The organism is Lelliottia sp. 489, from assembly GCF_050435885.1.
GTDB classification, from domain to species: domain Bacteria; phylum Pseudomonadota; class Gammaproteobacteria; order Enterobacterales; family Enterobacteriaceae; genus Enterobacter; species Enterobacter nimipressuralis.
Window position 1 is genome coordinate 128,233 of the sequence record NZ_JBNDLC010000003.1, and the last position, 16,345, is coordinate 144,577.

General features: G+C 56.6%; 17 protein-coding genes. 9 read left to right on the forward strand and 8 right to left on the reverse strand.

Translation table 11 applies throughout. The features are described from left to right. Positions 1-7: 7 nt before the first annotated feature. The 6 genes from recA to mltB form a co-directional block, all read right to left on the reverse strand. A complete protein-coding gene (gene recA, locus ABIE11_RS11865; RefSeq protein WP_100779179.1) occupies positions 8-1,066 on the reverse strand; it encodes a recombinase RecA in 1,059 nt (352 codons plus the stop codon). Positions 1,067-1,149: 83 nt separating this feature from the next. After that, complete coding sequence (pncC, locus tag ABIE11_RS11870) at positions 1,150-1,647, reverse strand: nicotinamide-nucleotide amidase (RefSeq protein WP_429184711.1); 498 nt, start codon at positions 1,645-1,647, stop codon at positions 1,150-1,152. A gap of 132 nt (positions 1,648-1,779) precedes the next feature. After that, positions 1,780-2,658 carry a metal ABC transporter substrate-binding protein gene (locus ABIE11_RS11875; protein ID WP_429184712.1) on the reverse strand — a complete coding sequence of 293 codons (879 nt, stop codon included), beginning with the start codon at positions 2,656-2,658 and terminating at the stop codon, positions 1,780-1,782. 14 nt (positions 2,659-2,672) lie between these two features. After that, positions 2,673-3,521 carry a metal ABC transporter permease gene (locus ABIE11_RS11880; RefSeq protein WP_429184564.1) on the reverse strand — a complete coding sequence of 283 codons (849 nt, stop codon included), beginning with the start codon at positions 3,519-3,521 and terminating at the stop codon, positions 2,673-2,675. Beyond that, the gene (locus ABIE11_RS11885) at positions 3,518-4,171 is read right to left on the reverse strand and encodes a metal ABC transporter ATP-binding protein (protein ID WP_429184565.1); all 654 of its coding nucleotides are present in this window, start codon (positions 4,169-4,171) and stop codon (positions 3,518-3,520) included. Before ABIE11_RS11885 ends, ABIE11_RS11880 begins: the two co-directional genes overlap by 4 nt. A 295-nt stretch (positions 4,172-4,466) precedes the next feature. Continuing rightward, entirely contained in the window at positions 4,467-5,567 is a 1,101-nt protein-coding gene (gene mltB, locus ABIE11_RS11890) for a lytic murein transglycosylase B (RefSeq protein WP_187469886.1), read from the reverse strand. A gap of 274 nt (positions 5,568-5,841) precedes the next feature. On the opposite strand from mltB, the gene srlA reads away from it, so the two are divergent. From srlA to gutQ, 7 genes are all read left to right on the forward strand, one after another. Continuing rightward, complete coding sequence (gene srlA / locus ABIE11_RS11895) at positions 5,842-6,405, forward strand: PTS glucitol/sorbitol transporter subunit IIC (RefSeq protein ID WP_023333189.1); 564 nt, start codon at positions 5,842-5,844, stop codon at positions 6,403-6,405. Next, the gene (gene srlE, locus ABIE11_RS11900; RefSeq protein WP_100779174.1) at positions 6,402-7,361 is read left to right on the forward strand and encodes a PTS glucitol/sorbitol transporter subunit IIB; all 960 of its coding nucleotides are present in this window, start codon (positions 6,402-6,404) and stop codon (positions 7,359-7,361) included. The genes srlA and srlE overlap by 4 nt, the downstream gene beginning before the upstream one ends. 12 nt (positions 7,362-7,373) lie before the next feature. Then, positions 7,374-7,736 (forward strand): PTS glucitol/sorbitol transporter subunit IIA, encoded by a 363-nt coding sequence (gene srlB, locus ABIE11_RS11905; protein ID WP_102105420.1) that lies wholly within the window; start codon positions 7,374-7,376, stop codon positions 7,734-7,736. Between the two features lie 15 nt (positions 7,737-7,751). Further along, complete coding sequence (gene srlD / locus ABIE11_RS11910; protein ID WP_100779172.1) at positions 7,752-8,531, forward strand: sorbitol-6-phosphate dehydrogenase; 780 nt, start codon at positions 7,752-7,754, stop codon at positions 8,529-8,531. A gap of 60 nt (positions 8,532-8,591) precedes the next feature. Next, the gene (gene gutM, locus ABIE11_RS11915; protein WP_100779171.1) at positions 8,592-8,951 is read left to right on the forward strand and encodes a transcriptional regulator GutM; all 360 of its coding nucleotides are present in this window, start codon (positions 8,592-8,594) and stop codon (positions 8,949-8,951) included. 63 nt (positions 8,952-9,014) lie between these two features. Next, positions 9,015-9,788 carry a glucitol operon DNA-binding transcriptional repressor SrlR gene (gene srlR, locus ABIE11_RS11920; protein ID WP_429184566.1) on the forward strand — a complete coding sequence of 258 codons (774 nt, stop codon included), beginning with the start codon at positions 9,015-9,017 and terminating at the stop codon, positions 9,786-9,788. Next, positions 9,781-10,746 (forward strand): arabinose-5-phosphate isomerase GutQ, encoded by a 966-nt coding sequence (gutQ, locus tag ABIE11_RS11925; RefSeq protein ID WP_107702960.1) that lies wholly within the window; start codon positions 9,781-9,783, stop codon positions 10,744-10,746. Before srlR ends, gutQ begins: the two co-directional genes overlap by 8 nt. Here gutQ and norR read toward each other — a convergent pair. Beyond that, positions 10,743-12,257 carry a nitric oxide reductase transcriptional regulator NorR gene (norR, locus tag ABIE11_RS11930; RefSeq protein ID WP_100779168.1) on the reverse strand — a complete coding sequence of 505 codons (1,515 nt, stop codon included), beginning with the start codon at positions 12,255-12,257 and terminating at the stop codon, positions 10,743-10,745. The two genes, gutQ and norR, sit on opposite strands and share 4 nt — an antisense overlap. A 186-nt stretch (positions 12,258-12,443) precedes the next feature. On the opposite strand from norR, the gene norV reads away from it, so the two are divergent. Then, the gene (gene norV / locus ABIE11_RS11935) at positions 12,444-13,892 is read left to right on the forward strand and encodes an anaerobic nitric oxide reductase flavorubredoxin (protein WP_429184567.1); all 1,449 of its coding nucleotides are present in this window, start codon (positions 12,444-12,446) and stop codon (positions 13,890-13,892) included. After that, the gene (norW, locus tag ABIE11_RS11940; RefSeq protein WP_429184568.1) at positions 13,889-15,022 is read left to right on the forward strand and encodes an NADH:flavorubredoxin reductase NorW; all 1,134 of its coding nucleotides are present in this window, start codon (positions 13,889-13,891) and stop codon (positions 15,020-15,022) included. Before norV ends, norW begins: the two co-directional genes overlap by 4 nt. Before the next feature lie 317 nt (positions 15,023-15,339). Here norW and ABIE11_RS11945 read toward each other — a convergent pair whose 3' ends face one another. Next, positions 15,340-16,344: a HoxN/HupN/NixA family nickel/cobalt transporter gene (locus tag ABIE11_RS11945; protein ID WP_429184569.1), complete on the reverse strand. Its 1,005-nt coding sequence runs from the start codon at positions 16,342-16,344 to the stop codon at positions 15,340-15,342. Position 16,345: the final 1 nt, after the last annotated feature.

Below are 16,345 nucleotides of genomic sequence, written 5' to 3' on the forward strand. Positions count from 1 at the left end.
GAAGAGATTAGAAATCTTCTTTGGTTTCTTCAGCATCAGCGCTATCGACAACGAAGTCAGGCTTAGAGTCCTGGTTGTTGAGAAGTAGTTCGCGCACTTTCTTCTCAATTTCTTTCGCTGCCGCCGGGTTTTCTTTCAGCCAGGAGATTGCGTTTGCTTTGCCCTGACCAATTTTGTCGCCGTTGTAGCTGTACCAGGCGCCCGCTTTTTCAATCAGCTTCTCTTTCACGCCCAGATCCACCAGCTCGCCGAAGAAGTTGATGCCTTCGCCGTAGAGGATCTGGAACTCAGCCTGCTTGAACGGCGCAGCGATTTTGTTCTTCACGACCTTCACGCGGGTTTCGCTACCAACGACGTTATCGCCCTCTTTCACCGCACCGATACGGCGGATATCCAGACGGACAGAGGCGTAGAACTTCAGCGCGTTACCACCGGTAGTGGTTTCCGGGTTACCGAACATGACGCCAATCTTCATACGGATCTGGTTGATGAAAATCAGAAGCGTATTGGATTGCTTCAGGTTACCAGCCAATTTACGCATCGCCTGGCTCATCATACGTGCCGCGAGGCCCATGTGAGAGTCACCGATTTCGCCTTCGATTTCCGCTTTTGGTGTCAGCGCGGCAACGGAGTCGACAACCAGCACATCTACAGCACCTGAACGCGCCAGGGCATCACAGATTTCCAGTGCCTGCTCACCCGTATCTGGCTGAGAGCAGAGCAGGTTGTCGATATCAACGCCCAGTTTACGTGCATAGACTGGGTCCAGCGCGTGTTCGGCGTCGATGAACGCACAGGTTTTACCTTCGCGCTGTGCGGCTGCAATGACCTGCAGCGTCAGGGTCGTTTTACCTGAAGATTCCGGCCCGTAGATTTCTACGATACGGCCCATTGGCAGGCCGCCCGCACCCAGTGCGATATCCAGAGAAAGCGAACCGGTGGAGATGGTTTCCACGTCCATGGAACGGTCTTCACCCAGGCGCATGATGGAGCCTTTACCAAATTGTTTTTCAATCTGGCCGAGTGCTGCCGCCAACGCTTTCTGTTTGTTTTCGTCGATAGCCATTATTACTCCTGTCATGCCGGGGATGTGCGCCGGATAGTGAATTCTGTTCTGTTGGTGCAATTATACTGTATGGTCATACAGTATCAAGTGTTTTGTAGAAATTGTTGCCAGAGCATTTTTAACGCATATTCCGTCGCCTGTCGGCGCACGCTTTCACGGTCACCGCTGAAGCATTCGCGGAAGGTAAGGCCCTGCCCCTGGGAAGTGGCAAAACCAAACCAGACGGTGCCCACAGGTTTGACATCACTGCCACCGTCCGGCCCGGCAATACCGCTGATGGCGATCGCGTAGTCCGCACGCGCCGCTTTGAGCGCGCCAATCGCCATTTCCACCACCACCGGTTCGCTGACAGCGCCATGCAGTTCCAGCGTCGATTCGCGCACGCCAATCATCTGCGCTTTGGCTTCGTTACTGTAGGTCACAAAACTGCGTTCGAACCAGGCGGAGCTTCCCGCAATATCCGTAATCACTTTTGCCACCCAGCCGCCGGTGCAGGATTCAGCCGTCGTCAGCGTCGCGCCGCGCTGCTTCAACGCCAGGCCCACAACTTCGCTCAGCTGCATCAATTCATGGTCAGTCATCATCGCTTTAGGCTCCTGAAAAACATGCAGCACAAGATAGCACTTTCTCATGGGATATGGGGATGAGGTTCCGGTTTTACGAGGAGGCTTCAGAAAAAAGCCGATGCGGTCGCATCGGCGTGGAAAGGCTGATTATTTCATGCTGTCGGCGAGGGTATTGACGTTGTGGCGAAACGCATTCACGTAAGTATCCGCCACGCCACCTTTGGCGGAAAGCGCTTCGGGATAAAGCTCTCCACCCGGCTGGGCGCCCGTCGCGCTGGCAATCTGCTTCACCAGACGCGGATCGAGCTGGTTCTCCATAAACCAGGTTTTGACGCCATCGGCTTTAATCTGGTTGATGATCTCCGCCACCTGCGCGGCGCTGGCTTCGCTCTCAGAGGAAAGGCCTTGCGGGGCCAGAAACGTCACGCCGTAGGCGCGGCTGAAATAGCCGAAGGCGTCATGGCTGGTGAGGACTTTGCGCTTCTCCTGCGGGATCTGGCTAAAGCGCGATTTCGCCCATCCGTCGAGCTGTGTCAGCTGCGTAATATAGGGTTTGCCCGTGGCCTCCAGCGCCGATTTCTCATCCGGATCGGCACTGACCAGTCCTGCCAGAATATTTTGTGCATACAGCGCGCCATTCGCAGCGCTATTCCAGGCATGCGGATCGGTCACGGTTTTGCCGTCCTCCTCCAGCGTATGGGTTTTCACCCCTTTTGATGCCACGACCAGCGTGCCTTTAAAACCTGAGGCTTTAACCAGGCGATCCAGCCACCCTTCCAGCCCAAGCCCATTCACAACCACCACGTCCGCTTTGCTGAGCGCCGCGCTGTCTTTTGGCGACGGCTCGAAGGTGTGCGGATCGCCGTCCGGCCCCACCAGCGTCGTCACTTTTACATGGTCGCCGCCCACTTCTTGCGTGATGTCACCCAAAATAGAAAAACTGGTTACCACGTTCAGCGTTTTTGCCAGCGCGCCTTGCGACAACAGCCCCAGCGCAAGCGCCATCATTACCCCTGTCTTCTTCATCATTTCCCCTTGCGTTAAAAATGCGCACGCAGCCTGCTGCGCGAGCCACATAAAACCGAAATAAAGAACCAGCCGCTGGCCGTCAGCACAATGGAAGGCCCGGCGGGGAGGCTCACTGCCCACGACAGGCTCAATCCGAGCCAGGCGCAGAAAACGCCGCTGACGCCTGCCATCAGCAGAAGCCCCGGTAAGGTGCGCATCCAGCAGCGAGCGGCAACAGCAGGCAGCATCATCAGACCTACCGCCATCAGCGTGCCGAGGACCTGGAATCCGGCGACCAGATTCAGCACCAGCAGCGCCAGGAACAAACCGTGCAGTAGCGCGGGTAGCCAGTGTTTGTTGGCCTGCAGCCACGCGGTGTCAAACGCCTCGGTCACCAGCCCGCGGTAAAACAGGGCCAGCAGCATTAAGGTCAGGGCGCAGACACCGGCGACAAACAGGGCCGCACTGTTATCAACCGCCAGAATCGAGCCAAAAAGCAGATGCAACAGATCGACATTCGAACCACGCAGCGAAACCAGGGTCACACCCAGCGCCAGCGAGCCCAGGTACAGCCCGGCGAAACTGGCATCCTCTTTCAGGGGCGTGCGTCGGCTGACTAAACCTGCCACCAGCGCCACGACGATCCCGGCGATAAACCCGCCGATATTCATCGCCAGCAGAGACATTCCGCTGATCAGATACCCCACCGCCACGCCCGGTAAAATGGCGTGTGACAGCGCATCACCCATCAGACTCATACGCCGCAGCAACAGAAAAACACCGAGCATTGTGGTGCTGACGGACAACGCCAGGCACACCACCAGTGCGCGGCGCATAAAGCCGTATTCGATAAACGGCTGGAAGAAAATATGCCAGATCATGCGACTCTCACCCGCTCCGCGCCCCAGTGGGGTATCGCCGTATCCAGCCGCAATGTCTGCGGGAAATGGCGCGATACACGCTCGCTGTCATGCAGCACCGCCAGCACCGTTTGCCCACTCAGATACATTTCCAGCATCAATTCCATCAGCACATTACAGGTAGCTTCATCGACCCCCGTGAACGGCTCATCCAGCATCACCAGCGGCGCCTGCTGCACCAGCACTCTGGCGAACAACATGCGCTGAAACTGGCCACCCGATAGCTCGTCGATGGTGGCGGCTGCAAGATCCTGCAGGCCGACGCGCTCCAGGGCATGGGCGATTTTCAGACGGGTTTCGCGTCGAAAAGCCGCCAGCAGCGAAATCTGCGGCCAGCAGCCCATACTCACTACGTCCTGAACCGTCAGGGGGAACTGCGCCTCCAGCATATGACGCTGCGCCAGCCAGCCGATCGTCGGGCGTTTCTCGCGCCAGCGAAATCCCCCGCTAACCGGCGGAATAAATCCCGCCAGGGTTTTGAGGAGTGTCGATTTGCCGCAGCCGTTCGCGCCGACAATCGCCGTCATACTGCCGCGTTCGATCACACCATTCAGCATCTGCGTGACGGGCTGGCGGTCATACCCTGCCACCAGATTTTGCAGTTCAATCATGGGAGAACCACCGCCCAGCGCACCGCCAGGCCAATCAGCGCAATCAGAATCGCCGCGAGTAACAGGCGATTGAGCGCAGAAAGAGAGAAGAGAGACATCGTTGCACCATCATCAAATGTTATAACATAACAATAATGAAATGCGATGCAGATGTAAACGCGAATAAAAGAGTGGGAGTGTGGCGAAATGTTTCTGTCAAAAGCGAGTGTTGCCCGGTGACGATTCGCTTAACGGGCAATACTCGTGGAGGGTGCGGGCCGGGTAAGACGAAACCGCTACCCGGCAAAATGCAAGATTACTGACTAAACGGTGATGCCGCCGGTACGCGCGCCAGCGAAACCGCCTGGCCCAGCTGCCACACCGCCATCGCGTAGTGCGTGCTGTGGTTGTAACGGGTGATGGTGTAGAAGTTCGGCAAACCGTACCAGTATTGGTAGCCAGTGCCGATATCCAGACGCAGCAGGCTGGCCGTCTGATGATCACCCAACGACTGCATCGGCGTTAAACCCGCCGCTGCCAGCTGCGACACGCTGTATTTCGTTTTGAAACCATTCTCAAGCCCAGGTGCCTGGCCGTTCGCCTGCACCGCCACCGGATCGCCCTTCACCCAGCCGTGCGCTTTGAAGTAGTTCGCCACGCTGCCAATGGCGTCCACCGGATCCCACAGGTTGATATGCCCGTCGCCGTTAAAGTCGACGGCGTACTCTTTATAGGAGGACGGCATAAACTGGCCGTAGCCCATCGCACCCGCAAATGAACCTTTCAGATCGAGCGGATCGTCCTGCTCGTCACGCGCCATCAGCAGGAAGGTTTCCAGTTCAGACTGGAAGTATTCCGCACGACGTGGATAGTTGAAGGAGAGCGTCGCCAGCGCATCGAGAATACGGGTTTTGCCCATCACGCGGCCCCAGCGGGTTTCCACGCCGATAATCCCGACGATAATTTCCGGCGGCACGCCGTACACCTGCCACGCGCGCGTCAGCGCATCTTCGTATTGATTCCAGAACGCCACGCCGTTTTGCACGTTATCCGGGGTAATAAACTGTTTGCGATAGCGCAGCCACGCGCCGTTTGGCCCGGTCGGCACTTGCGCCGTCGGTGCCTGGCGGTCCATCAGACGCAGCACATAGTCCAGACGCTTCGCCTGAGACAAGATCTCGTGGAGTTGCTGTTTATTGAAACCATGTTTGTTCACCATCTTATCGATGAACTGTTCGGCGGCCGCGTTGTTGGCGAAATCCCCGCCCATCTGCATCATGTTGTGCTGCGGTTCAAGGAGAAAACCACCCGATGGGGCGCCCGCCGTCTGTTGAACTTCCTCTGTTTTCGGCTTACTGCTACAGGCAGCAAGCATAATCAGCGCGGGTAAGAGCGCTGCGTAACGACGCTTGACCATGAGACATCCATTTAACGAATTCGATAAGTGGCAAGTATGGTAAAGCATCCGCAATGCCTCAAGGAAGCGGTACTCACCTCCCCCGTAAAATCTTTACGCTCCCCCACGCAAATCGGTGCTTTTTTCATCCAAAAAGTCGTCACCCCATCAATTAACTTTCAAAATAATCCATTTTTCTTTCATTGTGAGATCTAATTAACACTTTAAAACCTTTCAAAGTGATTATTATTAGCCGCAGTCAGACCAAAACAAAAAAGCCCCACAGGAGAGAAGAATGATAGAAACCATCACCCACGGCGCCGAGTGGTTCATCGGGCTGTTTCAGAAAGGCGGAGAGGTGTTCACCGGTATGGTGACCGGCATCCTGCCCCTGCTGATAAGCCTCTTAGTAATCATGAATGCGTTGATTAACTTTATCGGCCAGCAGCGTATCGAACGCTTCGCTCAGCGCTGCGCCGGAAACCCGCTGTCCCGCTATCTTGTTCTGCCCTTCATCGGAACCTTTGTTTTCTGCAACCCGATGACCTTAAGCCTCGGCCGCTTTATGCCAGAAAAGTACAAGCCGAGTTATTACGCCGCCGCATCCTATAGCTGCCACTCCATGAACGGCCTGTTCCCGCACATCAACCCCGGCGAACTGTTTGTTTACCTCGGCATTGCCAGCGGCCTGACCACACTTGGCCTGCCGCTCGGCCCGCTGGCGGTGAGCTATCTGCTGGTTGGCCTGGTCACCAACTTCTTCCGCGGCTGGGTGACGGATCTCACCACCGCCATTTTTGAGAAAAAAATGGGCATCCAGCTTGAACAGAAAGTCCATCTTTCAGGAGCCACAGCATGAGCCGTATTCGTATTGAAAAAGGTGAAGGCGGCTGGGGCGGCCCGCTGGAGTTCGATGCCGTTGCAGGCAAGAAAATCGTCTACATCACCGCAGGCACGCGTCCGGCAATTGTCGACAAGCTGCGCGATCTGACCGGCTGGGAAGCGGTCGATGGCTTCAAAGAGGGCGAGCCGCCTGAAGCGGAAATTGGGGTAGCGGTGATCGACTGCGGCGGCACGTTGCGCTGCGGCATCTATCCGAAGCGCCGTATTCCGACAGTGAATATTCACGCAACCGGTAAGTCAGGCCCGCTGGCGCAGTACATCCTCGAAGATATTTACGTGTCCGGCGTCAGAGAAGAAAACATTCGCCTGGTTGATGGCTCCCCTGCTCAGCCAAAAGCCGCGCCGCGGGATTACGACACCAGTAAAAAAATCACCGAGCAGAGCGACGGCCTGCTGGCGAAAGTGGGTATGGGAATGGGGTCGGCCGTCGCGGTGCTGTTCCAGTCAGGGCGCGACACCATCGATACCGTTCTGAAAACCATTCTGCCGTTTATGGCGTTCGTTTCGGCGCTTATTGGCATCATCATGGCGTCCGGTCTGGGCGACTGGATTGCCCACGGCCTCGCCCCGCTCGCCAGCCACCCGCTTGGGCTGGTGACGCTGGCGTTGATCTGCTCCTTCCCGCTCCTGTCGCCGTTCCTCGGGCCGGGTGCGGTGATTGCGCAGGTTATCGGCGTGCTGATCGGCGTGCAAATTGGGTTAGGCAATATCCCTCCACACCTTGCCCTTCCGGCTCTGTTTGCGATTAACGCCCAGGCGGCGTGCGACTTCATTCCCGTTGGGCTGTCCCTTGCGGAAGCGCGTCAGGACACCGTGCGCGTGGGCGTGCCGTCCGTGCTGGTCAGCCGTTTCCTGACGGGCGCTCCGACAGTGCTGATTGCCTGGTTTGTCTCCGGCTTTATTTATCAATAAGAGGTTCCTGCGATGACCGTGATTTACCAAACCACCATTACCCGCATCGGCCAGAGCGCAGCCGATGCGTTGAGCGACCAGATGCTGATTACCTTCCGCGAAGGGGCGCCTGCGGATATCGAAGAGTTTTGCTTTATCCACTGCCACGGCGAGCTACACGGCGAGCTAAAGGTCGGCAGCCAGCTGGAGCTGGGTGACGCGCGCTATGCCGTCACCGCCGTCGGCGACGTAGCTGAACAAAACCTACGCGAGCTGGGGCACATCACGTTGCGTTTCGACGGCCAGCCGCAGGCGGAATACCCCGGTACGGTTCACGTGGATGGCCCGGTTCCGCAGGCTGTTACCACCGGCTGCACATTAAAATTTGTTGCGTAATTTAAGGAGAATCACATGAGTCAGGTTGCCGTTGTCATTGGTGGGGGCCAAACCTTAGGCGAGTTCCTCTGCCGTGGGCTTGCTGCAGAAGGGTACCGCGTGGCGGTTGTGGATATTCAGAGTGAAAAAGCCGCCCGCGTGGCGGACACCATTAACACTGAGTTTGGTGAAGGGATGGCATATGGTTTTGGTGCCGACGCCACCAGCGAGCAGAGCGTGATGGCGCTCGCCCAGGGCGTGGATGAGATTTTTGGCCGCGCCGACCTGCTGGTTTACAGCGCGGGAATAGCGAAAGCGGCCTTCATCAGCGACTTCGCGCTGGGGGATTTTGACCGTTCACTGCAGGTGAACCTGGTGGGTTATTTCCTCTGCGCACGCGAGTTTTCCCGCCTGATGATCCGCGACGGTATCCAGGGGCGCATCATTCAGATCAACTCAAAATCCGGCAAAGTGGGCAGCAAGCATAACTCCGGCTACAGCGCGGCGAAATTTGGCGGCGTCGGGCTGACCCAGTCTCTGGCGCTGGATCTGGCCGAATACGGGATTACCGTGCATTCACTGATGCTTGGCAACCTGCTGAAATCACCAATGTTCCAGTCTCTGCTGCCGCAATACGCTACCAAGCTTGGCATTAACGCTGATGAGGTGGAACAGTATTACATCGATAAAGTGCCTTTGAAGCGCGGCTGCGACTATCAGGACGTATTAAATATGCTGCTGTTTTATGCCAGCCCGAAAGCCTCTTATTGCACCGGGCAGTCAATTAACGTCACCGGCGGGCAGGTGATGTTCTGATTAAACAGGCTAACGTCCCCCTCCCCCTCGTGAGGGGGAGGGAATACCAAAGGAGCTAAAATGGTTACCGCACTCATCACCGTCGCCGCCATCGCCTGGATCTGCCAGATGGCGTTTGGCGGCTGGCAAATTCACCAGTTTAACCGGGCGTTCGATGCCCTGTGTCAGAAAGGCCGCGTGGGCGTTGGGCGCTCAGGCGGACGCTTCAAACCCCGCGTGGTGGTGGCGATTGCGCTGGACGAAGACAACAACGTCTGCGACTCACTGATCATGCGCGGGATGACCGTATTTGCCCGACCGGCGAAAATCCAGGCAATCAACGGCATTTCATTGCAGGAATTACAGCCTGATGTGATCTTTCCCCATGATTCACTCTGTCAGAATGCACTATCATTAGCGCTTAATCTGAAACATGGATAATTTCGTTTTGAAAGCTATAGGCTTGCGAAATTATCATTTCGCAACGTAAGGAACGAAGCGCCTATGAAACCACGTCAGCGGCAGGCGGCCATTCTGGAGCATCTGCAAAAGCAGGGAAAATGCTCGGTAGAGGATTTGGCCCACTACTTTGACACCACCGGCACGACAATACGCAAGGACCTGGTATTGCTCGAAAACTCTGGCGCAGTCATTCGAACCTATGGCGGAGTGGTACTCAACAAAGACGAAGCCGATCCGCCGATTGACCATAAAACCCTGATCAATACCCACCAGAAAGCGCTGATTGCCGAAGCCGCCGTCCAGTTTATTCACGACGGCGACTCTATCATTCTCGATGCGGGCAGCACTGTCCTGCAGATGATCCCGATGCTCAGCCGCTTTAATAACATCACGGTGATGACCAACAGCCTGCACATCGTCAATGCCCTGTCCGAGTTTGACAGCGAGCAGACCATCCTGATGCCCGGCGGCACCTTCCGTAAAAAATCGGCGTCTTTTCACGGCCAACTGGCGGAGAACGCCTTCGACCATTTCAGCTTTGATAAACTCTTTATGGGCACCGACGGTATTGATCTGAACGCGGGTGTAACCACCTTCAACGAGGTGTTCAGCGTCAGCAAGGCCATGTGCAACGCCGCACGGGAAGTGATCCTGATGGCGGACTCGTCCAAGTTTGGCCGCAAAAGCCCCAATATTGTCTGTAGCCTTGAAAGCGTCGATACGCTGATTACCGACGCAGGCATCGACTCGGTGTTCAAAAAAGCGCTGGAAGAGAAAGGAATCGACGTGATCGTAACCGGAGAGAGAAATGAGTGATTTTCTGCTAAACACAGGCCGTCAGACGTTAATGCTGGAGCTTCAGGAAGCCAGCCGCCTGCCGGAAAGGCTGGGCGACGATTTTGTGCGCGCGGCCAATACCATCATCCACTGCGAAGGCAAAGTGATTGTCGCGGGCATCGGGAAATCCGGTCATATCGGTAAGAAAATAGCCGCCACCCTCGCCAGCACCGGCACGCCCGCGTTTTTTGTTCATCCCGCCGAAGCGCTGCATGGCGATCTGGGGATGATTGAAAGCCGTGACGTGATGCTGTTTATCTCCTACTCCGGCTCAGCGAAAGAGCTGGATCTGATCATTCCGCGTCTGCAGGAAAAATCGGTCGCCCTGCTGGCAATGACCGGAAAATCGCGCTCGCCGCTGGCGCTGGCCGCCAAAGCCACGCTGGATATCTCCGTGGAGCGCGAAGCCTGCCCGATGCATCTCGCGCCAACGTCCAGCACCGTCAACACCCTGATGATGGGCGATGCGCTGGCGATGGCAGTCATGCAGGCGCGCGGTTTTAACGAAGAAGATTTTGCCCGCTCACACCCGGCCGGCGCGCTGGGCGCACGTTTGCTGAATAAAGTGCATCATCTGATGCGTACGGACGACGCCATCCCGCAGGTTAAACTCACCACCAGCGTGATGGACGCAATGCTCGAACTGAGCCGCACCGGGCTGGGGCTGGTTGCCGTGTGTGATGACAACGGGCTGGTCAAAGGGGTCTTTACCGACGGCGACCTGCGTCGCTGGCTGGTCGGCGGCGGCAAGCTGGAAGCGGTCGTCAGCGATGCCATGACCACCGGCGGCCTGACGCTCAACGCCGAAAGCCGCGCTATCGAAGCCAAAGAAGTACTGATGAAGCGCAAAATCACCGCCGCCCCGGTGGTCGATGACAGCGGCAAACTGTGCGGCGCCATCAACCTGCAGGACTTCTATCAGGCCGGGATTATCTAACCCTTCAGCCCAAGACGTTTCGCCAGCCGATGCAGGTTGGCGACGTCCGTCTCTAACGCCCGCGCGCAGGCCGCCCAGCTACGGTTATTCTGCTCCAGCGCGCGGGTAATCATCTGACGTTGAAACGCTTCCGTGGCCTCACGCAGGTTGGCATTGCTCATCGCTGGCACGTCCGGCTGCGAGACAGGCACCGCCTCATCGTGCAACGCAAAATGCGCCGCGTGGATCACCACCTCATCGCCGATGCGCGTCGCGCGCGCCAGCACCACCGCACGATGGATCGCATGCTCCAGCTCGCGCACATTGCCCGGCCAGCCATAATTCAGCAGATGCCTGCGCGCACCGGGGCTTAACACCACGCGCGACAGCCCCATTTTCAACCGGCACTGCTCGCAGAAATAGCCCGCCAGCAGAACCACATCCTCGCCACGCTCGCGCAGCGGCGGCACGAAGAGCGGGAACACGCTTAAGCGATGGAACAGATCGGCGCGGAAATTGCCCGCCAGCACCTCTTCGCGCAGATCGCGGTTGGTCGCCGCCAGCACGCGCACATCTACCCGCAGGCTGCGGTCGTCACCCACGCGCTGAATATCGCCGTACTGCAACACGCGCAGCAGTTTGGCCTGCAACGCCAGCGACAGCTCACCAATTTCATCGAGGAACAGCGTGCCGTTGTCAGCCATTTCAAACTTACCGCTGCGGTTGCTGATGGCCCCGGTAAACGCCCCTTTCACGTGGCCGAACAGCTCGCTCTCCGCCACGCTTTCCGGCAGCGCGGCGCAGTTCAGATACACCAGCGGATTAACCGCGCGCGGCGAGCCTTCGTGGATCGCCTTCGCCACCAGCTCTTTCCCGGTGCCGGTTTCCCCGCTGATTAAGACGTTCAGATCCGACGCCGCGACAATCTCGATCTCTTTTTTCAGCTGCGCCATACCCGGCGACAGGCCAATCATTTCCGTGTGCGCGACCTGCTCAAACACCGCCGGACTGCCCGGCAATATGTTCTGGCTCTCCAGCTGCTCAATCAGCAGCGCGTTATTAAGCGCCCCGGCGGCCAGCGCGGCAATCAGCCGCAGCTCTTCGTCGCTGAAGGTATCGAACTGATCCGGCTGCAGGCCGTCGAGGGTCAGCGCGCCAATCAGATTCTGCCCGGCAAACAGCGGCAAACCGATACAGGCGTGGACCTTCAGGCTCTCCTGGCCGGGAATCAGGCCGTCGTAGGGATCGGGCAGATCGCTGTCCGCCGGGAAACGCACCACGTCACCCGCGCGGGCGATGGTCTCCAGACGCGGATGGCCCTCGAGGGTGAAGCGCCGCCCCAGCACGTCCTGCGCCAGCCCGTCGATCGCCAGCGGAATAAACTGTCGCCCTTCGTAGCGCAGCAGCGCCGAGGCATCACACTCCAGCACATGACGCAGGGTTGAAATTAACCGCTGGAAACGATCCTGATGGCCGATACCGGTCTGTAATTCAATGGCGATCTTCGCCAGCACATCTACGGAAAAGCTCATTTGCGCCTCGCTGTCATTTTGACAATTCATACTGTCATATTGACCATAAAACAGATAGTCATTCTGACTACCCCTTGCGAGTGATATTTTTAAAAACCATTAAATATCAATAACTTTAAAAACTGGCACGTAACTTGATATATGCACATCAACTTATCGAAACACACTGTATTTATTGAGGTTGCTATGTCTATTCTGGTTAAAAATAATATTCATTGGGTGGGTCAACGTGACTGGGAAGTGCGCGATTTTCACGGCACCGAATACAAAACCCTGCGCGGCAGCAGCTATAACAGCTATCTCATCCGCGAAGGCAAAAACGTCCTGATCGATACCGTTGATCATAAATTCAGCCGCGAGTTCGTGCAGAACCTGCGCAGCGAAATCGATCTGGCTGACATCGATTACATTATTATTAACCATGCGGAAGAAGACCACGCGGGCGCCCTGACCGAGCTGATGTCTTATATTCCCAACACGCCAATCTACTGCACCACCAACGCCATCGACTCTATTAACGGCCACCATCACCACCCTGAATGGAATTTTCATACGGTGAAAACCGGTGACTCGCTGGATATCGGTAACGGCAAACAGCTGATTTTCGTCGAAACCCCGATGCTGCACTGGCCCGACAGCATGATGACGTACATGACCGGCGATGCGGTGCTGTTCAGCAATGACGCCTTTGGTCAGCACTACTGTGATGAACGTCTGTTTAACGACGAAGTGGATCAGACTGAGCTGTTCGAACAGTGCCAGCGCTACTACGCCAACATCCTGACGCCGTTCAGCCGTCTGGTAACGCCAAAAATCACCGAAATCCTCGGCTTCAATCTGCCGGTCGATATGATTGCCACCTCGCACGGCGTGGTCTGGCGCGAAAATCCAACCCAAATCGTGGAGCTGTATCTGAAATGGGCGGCGGATTATCAGGAAGATCGCATCACGCTGTTCTACGACACCATGTCCAACAACACCCGCATGATGGCGGACGCCATTGCCCAGGGCATTAACGAAGTCGACCCGAACGTGGCGGTGAAAATCTTCAACGTGGCGCGCAGCGATAAAAACGAAATCCTGACCAACGTCTTCCGCTCCAAGGGCGTGCTGGTCGGCACCTCCACCATGAATAACGTGATGATGCCGAAAATCGCCGGTCTGGTTGAAGAGATGACCGGTCTGCGTTTTCGTAACAAACGCGCCAGCGCGTTTGGCTCCCACGGCTGGAGCGGCGGTGCGGTAGATCGTCTCTCCACGCGTCTGCAGGATGCCGGTTTTGAAATGTCGATGAGCCTGAAAGCCAAATGGCGCCCGGACATCGACGCACTTGAAGTCTGCCGCCAGCATGGCCGCGATATCGCACGTCAGTGGGCGCTCGCTCCACTGCCGGAAGCAACAGCGAAAGCCCCAGAGCAACAAGAAGCCTGCGCCTGTGCCGCTGCAGAAGCCGCCGATCTTGGCCCGAGCATGCAGTGCAGCGTCTGCCAGTGGATTTACGATCCTGCCCTCGGCGAACCTTTGCAGGATGTCGCCCCAGGCACCCCGTGGCGCGACGTGCCGGATAACTTCCTGTGCCCGGAATGTTCCCTCGGGAAAGACGTGTTCGACGAACTGGCGACGGAGGCAAAATGAATCACGGCATTGTCATCATTGGCTCGGGCTTTGCCGCCCGACAGCTGGTGAAAAATATACGCAAACAGGATGCGAACGTGCCGCTGACGCTTATCGCCGCTGACAGCATGGACGAGTACAACAAACCCGATTTGAGCCATGTTATCAGCCAGCATCAGCGTGCCGACGACCTCACCCGCCAGACGGCGGGGGAGTTCGCCGAACAGTTTAATTTGCGACTGTTTCCGCATACCTGGGTCACGGAGATCGACGCCAGCGCCCATGTGGTGAAGGGCAAAGATAATCAGTGGCACTACGACAAACTGGTGCTGGCGACGGGGGCATCCGCCTTTGTACCGCCCGTTGAGGGACGCGAGCTGATGCTGACCCTAAACAGTCAGCAGGAGTACCGCGCCTGTGAAACCCGGCTTCGTGACGCAAAGCGGGTGATGATTGTCGGTGGCGGTCTGATTGGCACCGAACTGGCGATGGATTTTTGCCGCGCCGGGAAAGCCGTCACTCTGGTCGATCACGCAGCAAGCATTCTGTCTGCGCTGATGCCAGCGGAAGTGAGCAGTCGCTTACAGCATCGTCTGACGGAGATGGGCGTCCATCTGCTGCTGAAATCTCAGATCCAGAGCCTGACGACAACCGACAGCGGCATTCGCGCGACTCTCGATCGTAAGCGCAGCGTGGAGGTCGATGCCGTGATCGCCGCGACGGGCCTGCGTCTGGAAACGGCACTGGCCCAGCACGCCGGGGCAGAAACGGGGCGCGGAGTGAAGGTGGACAGCTATTTGCAAACCAGCCAGCCCGATATTTTCGCCCTGGGTGACTGTGCGGAAATCAATGGCCAGGTCCTGCCGTTCCTGCAGCCGATTCAGATCAGCGCAATGTATCTGGCAAAAAACCTGCTGGGGAATAACACGCCACTCAAACTGCCGGCGATGCTGGTGAAGGTCAAAACGCCTGAACTGCCGCTGCACCTCGCGGGCGAAACGCAGCGACAGGATTTACACTGGCACATGGCCATTGAACCACAGGGAATGGTCGCAAAAGGCGTTGATGGCGACGGTGAACTGCGCGCCTTTGTGGTCAGCGAAGACCGGATGAAGGAGGCTTTCTCCCTGCTGAAGTCGTTACCCGTTTAACCCGCAAACCTCTGCCACGCTGACTTAACCTTAGGATTTTATTATCCGCAGCCCCGATGTCCCGGGGCTTTTTTTTGCGCATTCTATTCACAAGGTAAATACATAATAGATAAATCATCGCCATCAATCCCTATTTCATTATTTATATGAATATATAAATCCGAGAAGATGGATATATTTGCGATAAATATCCATTCACCCTGAGATATATAATTATTTTATTATTGATAAATAAATCATCAGGCGTAATTTAATTTAAACAGAGATGAAAAAGCAATTTTTGCTTAGATTATTTTTTTAAATAATGCTCGAAACCGTCAGCCCCCCAGCGCGTCATAGCCGCGCCAGCGGTAGTTCAGCATTGAAAGACACCAACAGACAATAAACAAACCAATAACAATAAAACCGGCGTTACCGAGATTATTATTAACACTCCCCACCAGGCTCCAGACGCCCCCACTTAATTCAAATTTATCTTTTATTAACCCGAGCGCTTCCAGCCCGCCAATAAAGAGCGCGACGACAACCGAGGTGCCGGTAATGGTCATATTGTAATAAAGTTTGCGCTGCGGTTTATTGAATGCCCAGCCGTACGCGCCGATCATCAATAAATTATCCAGCGTATCTACTAACGCCATACCGCTGGCAAACAGCGCCGGGAAAATCATGATCGACCACACCGACATTCCGTTCGAGGCACTGGCGGCAGAAATGCCCAGCACGCCAATTTCAGTGGCGGTATCAAATCCCAGGCCAAACAGAAAACCGACCAGGTACATCTGCCAGCTTTTGCTCACCAGACGGAACGTGGCGCCAAACAGCCAGCTCATGATCCCGCCCGACACCGGCGCGTCCCCCTCGCCGCCCGTCGTATGACCGTTTTTCAGCGCCTGAAAGCTGCGCCAGACGCCGAGCAAAATCACCGTGTTGATCAGCGCCATCGCCAGTAAAAAGGTCGCGGAAACGGCAGTGCCAATGAGACTACCGGTCTCATGAAACCACGCCATGTTCTTTTGAAATGCCGTGGCCGTGGCGGCAATGGCGACGGAGGCCAGCACCACAATGGTCGAATGGCCCAGCGAAAACCACGCCCCCACGCCAGACGGGCGTTTGCCCTGCTGCATCAGCTTGCGGGTGACCGTATCGATCGCGGCGATATGATCTGCATCGACCGCATGCCGCAGACCGTAGCACCACGCCAGCAGGCTGGCCGCCATCAGCGTGGTACTGCCGCTAAACGTGTGCCAGGCCCAGCCCCAGGCCAGACCATTCGCGGCCAGCAGGATCATCAGAAGCGGTTCGTTGCGAATCCGTCGTTGCATG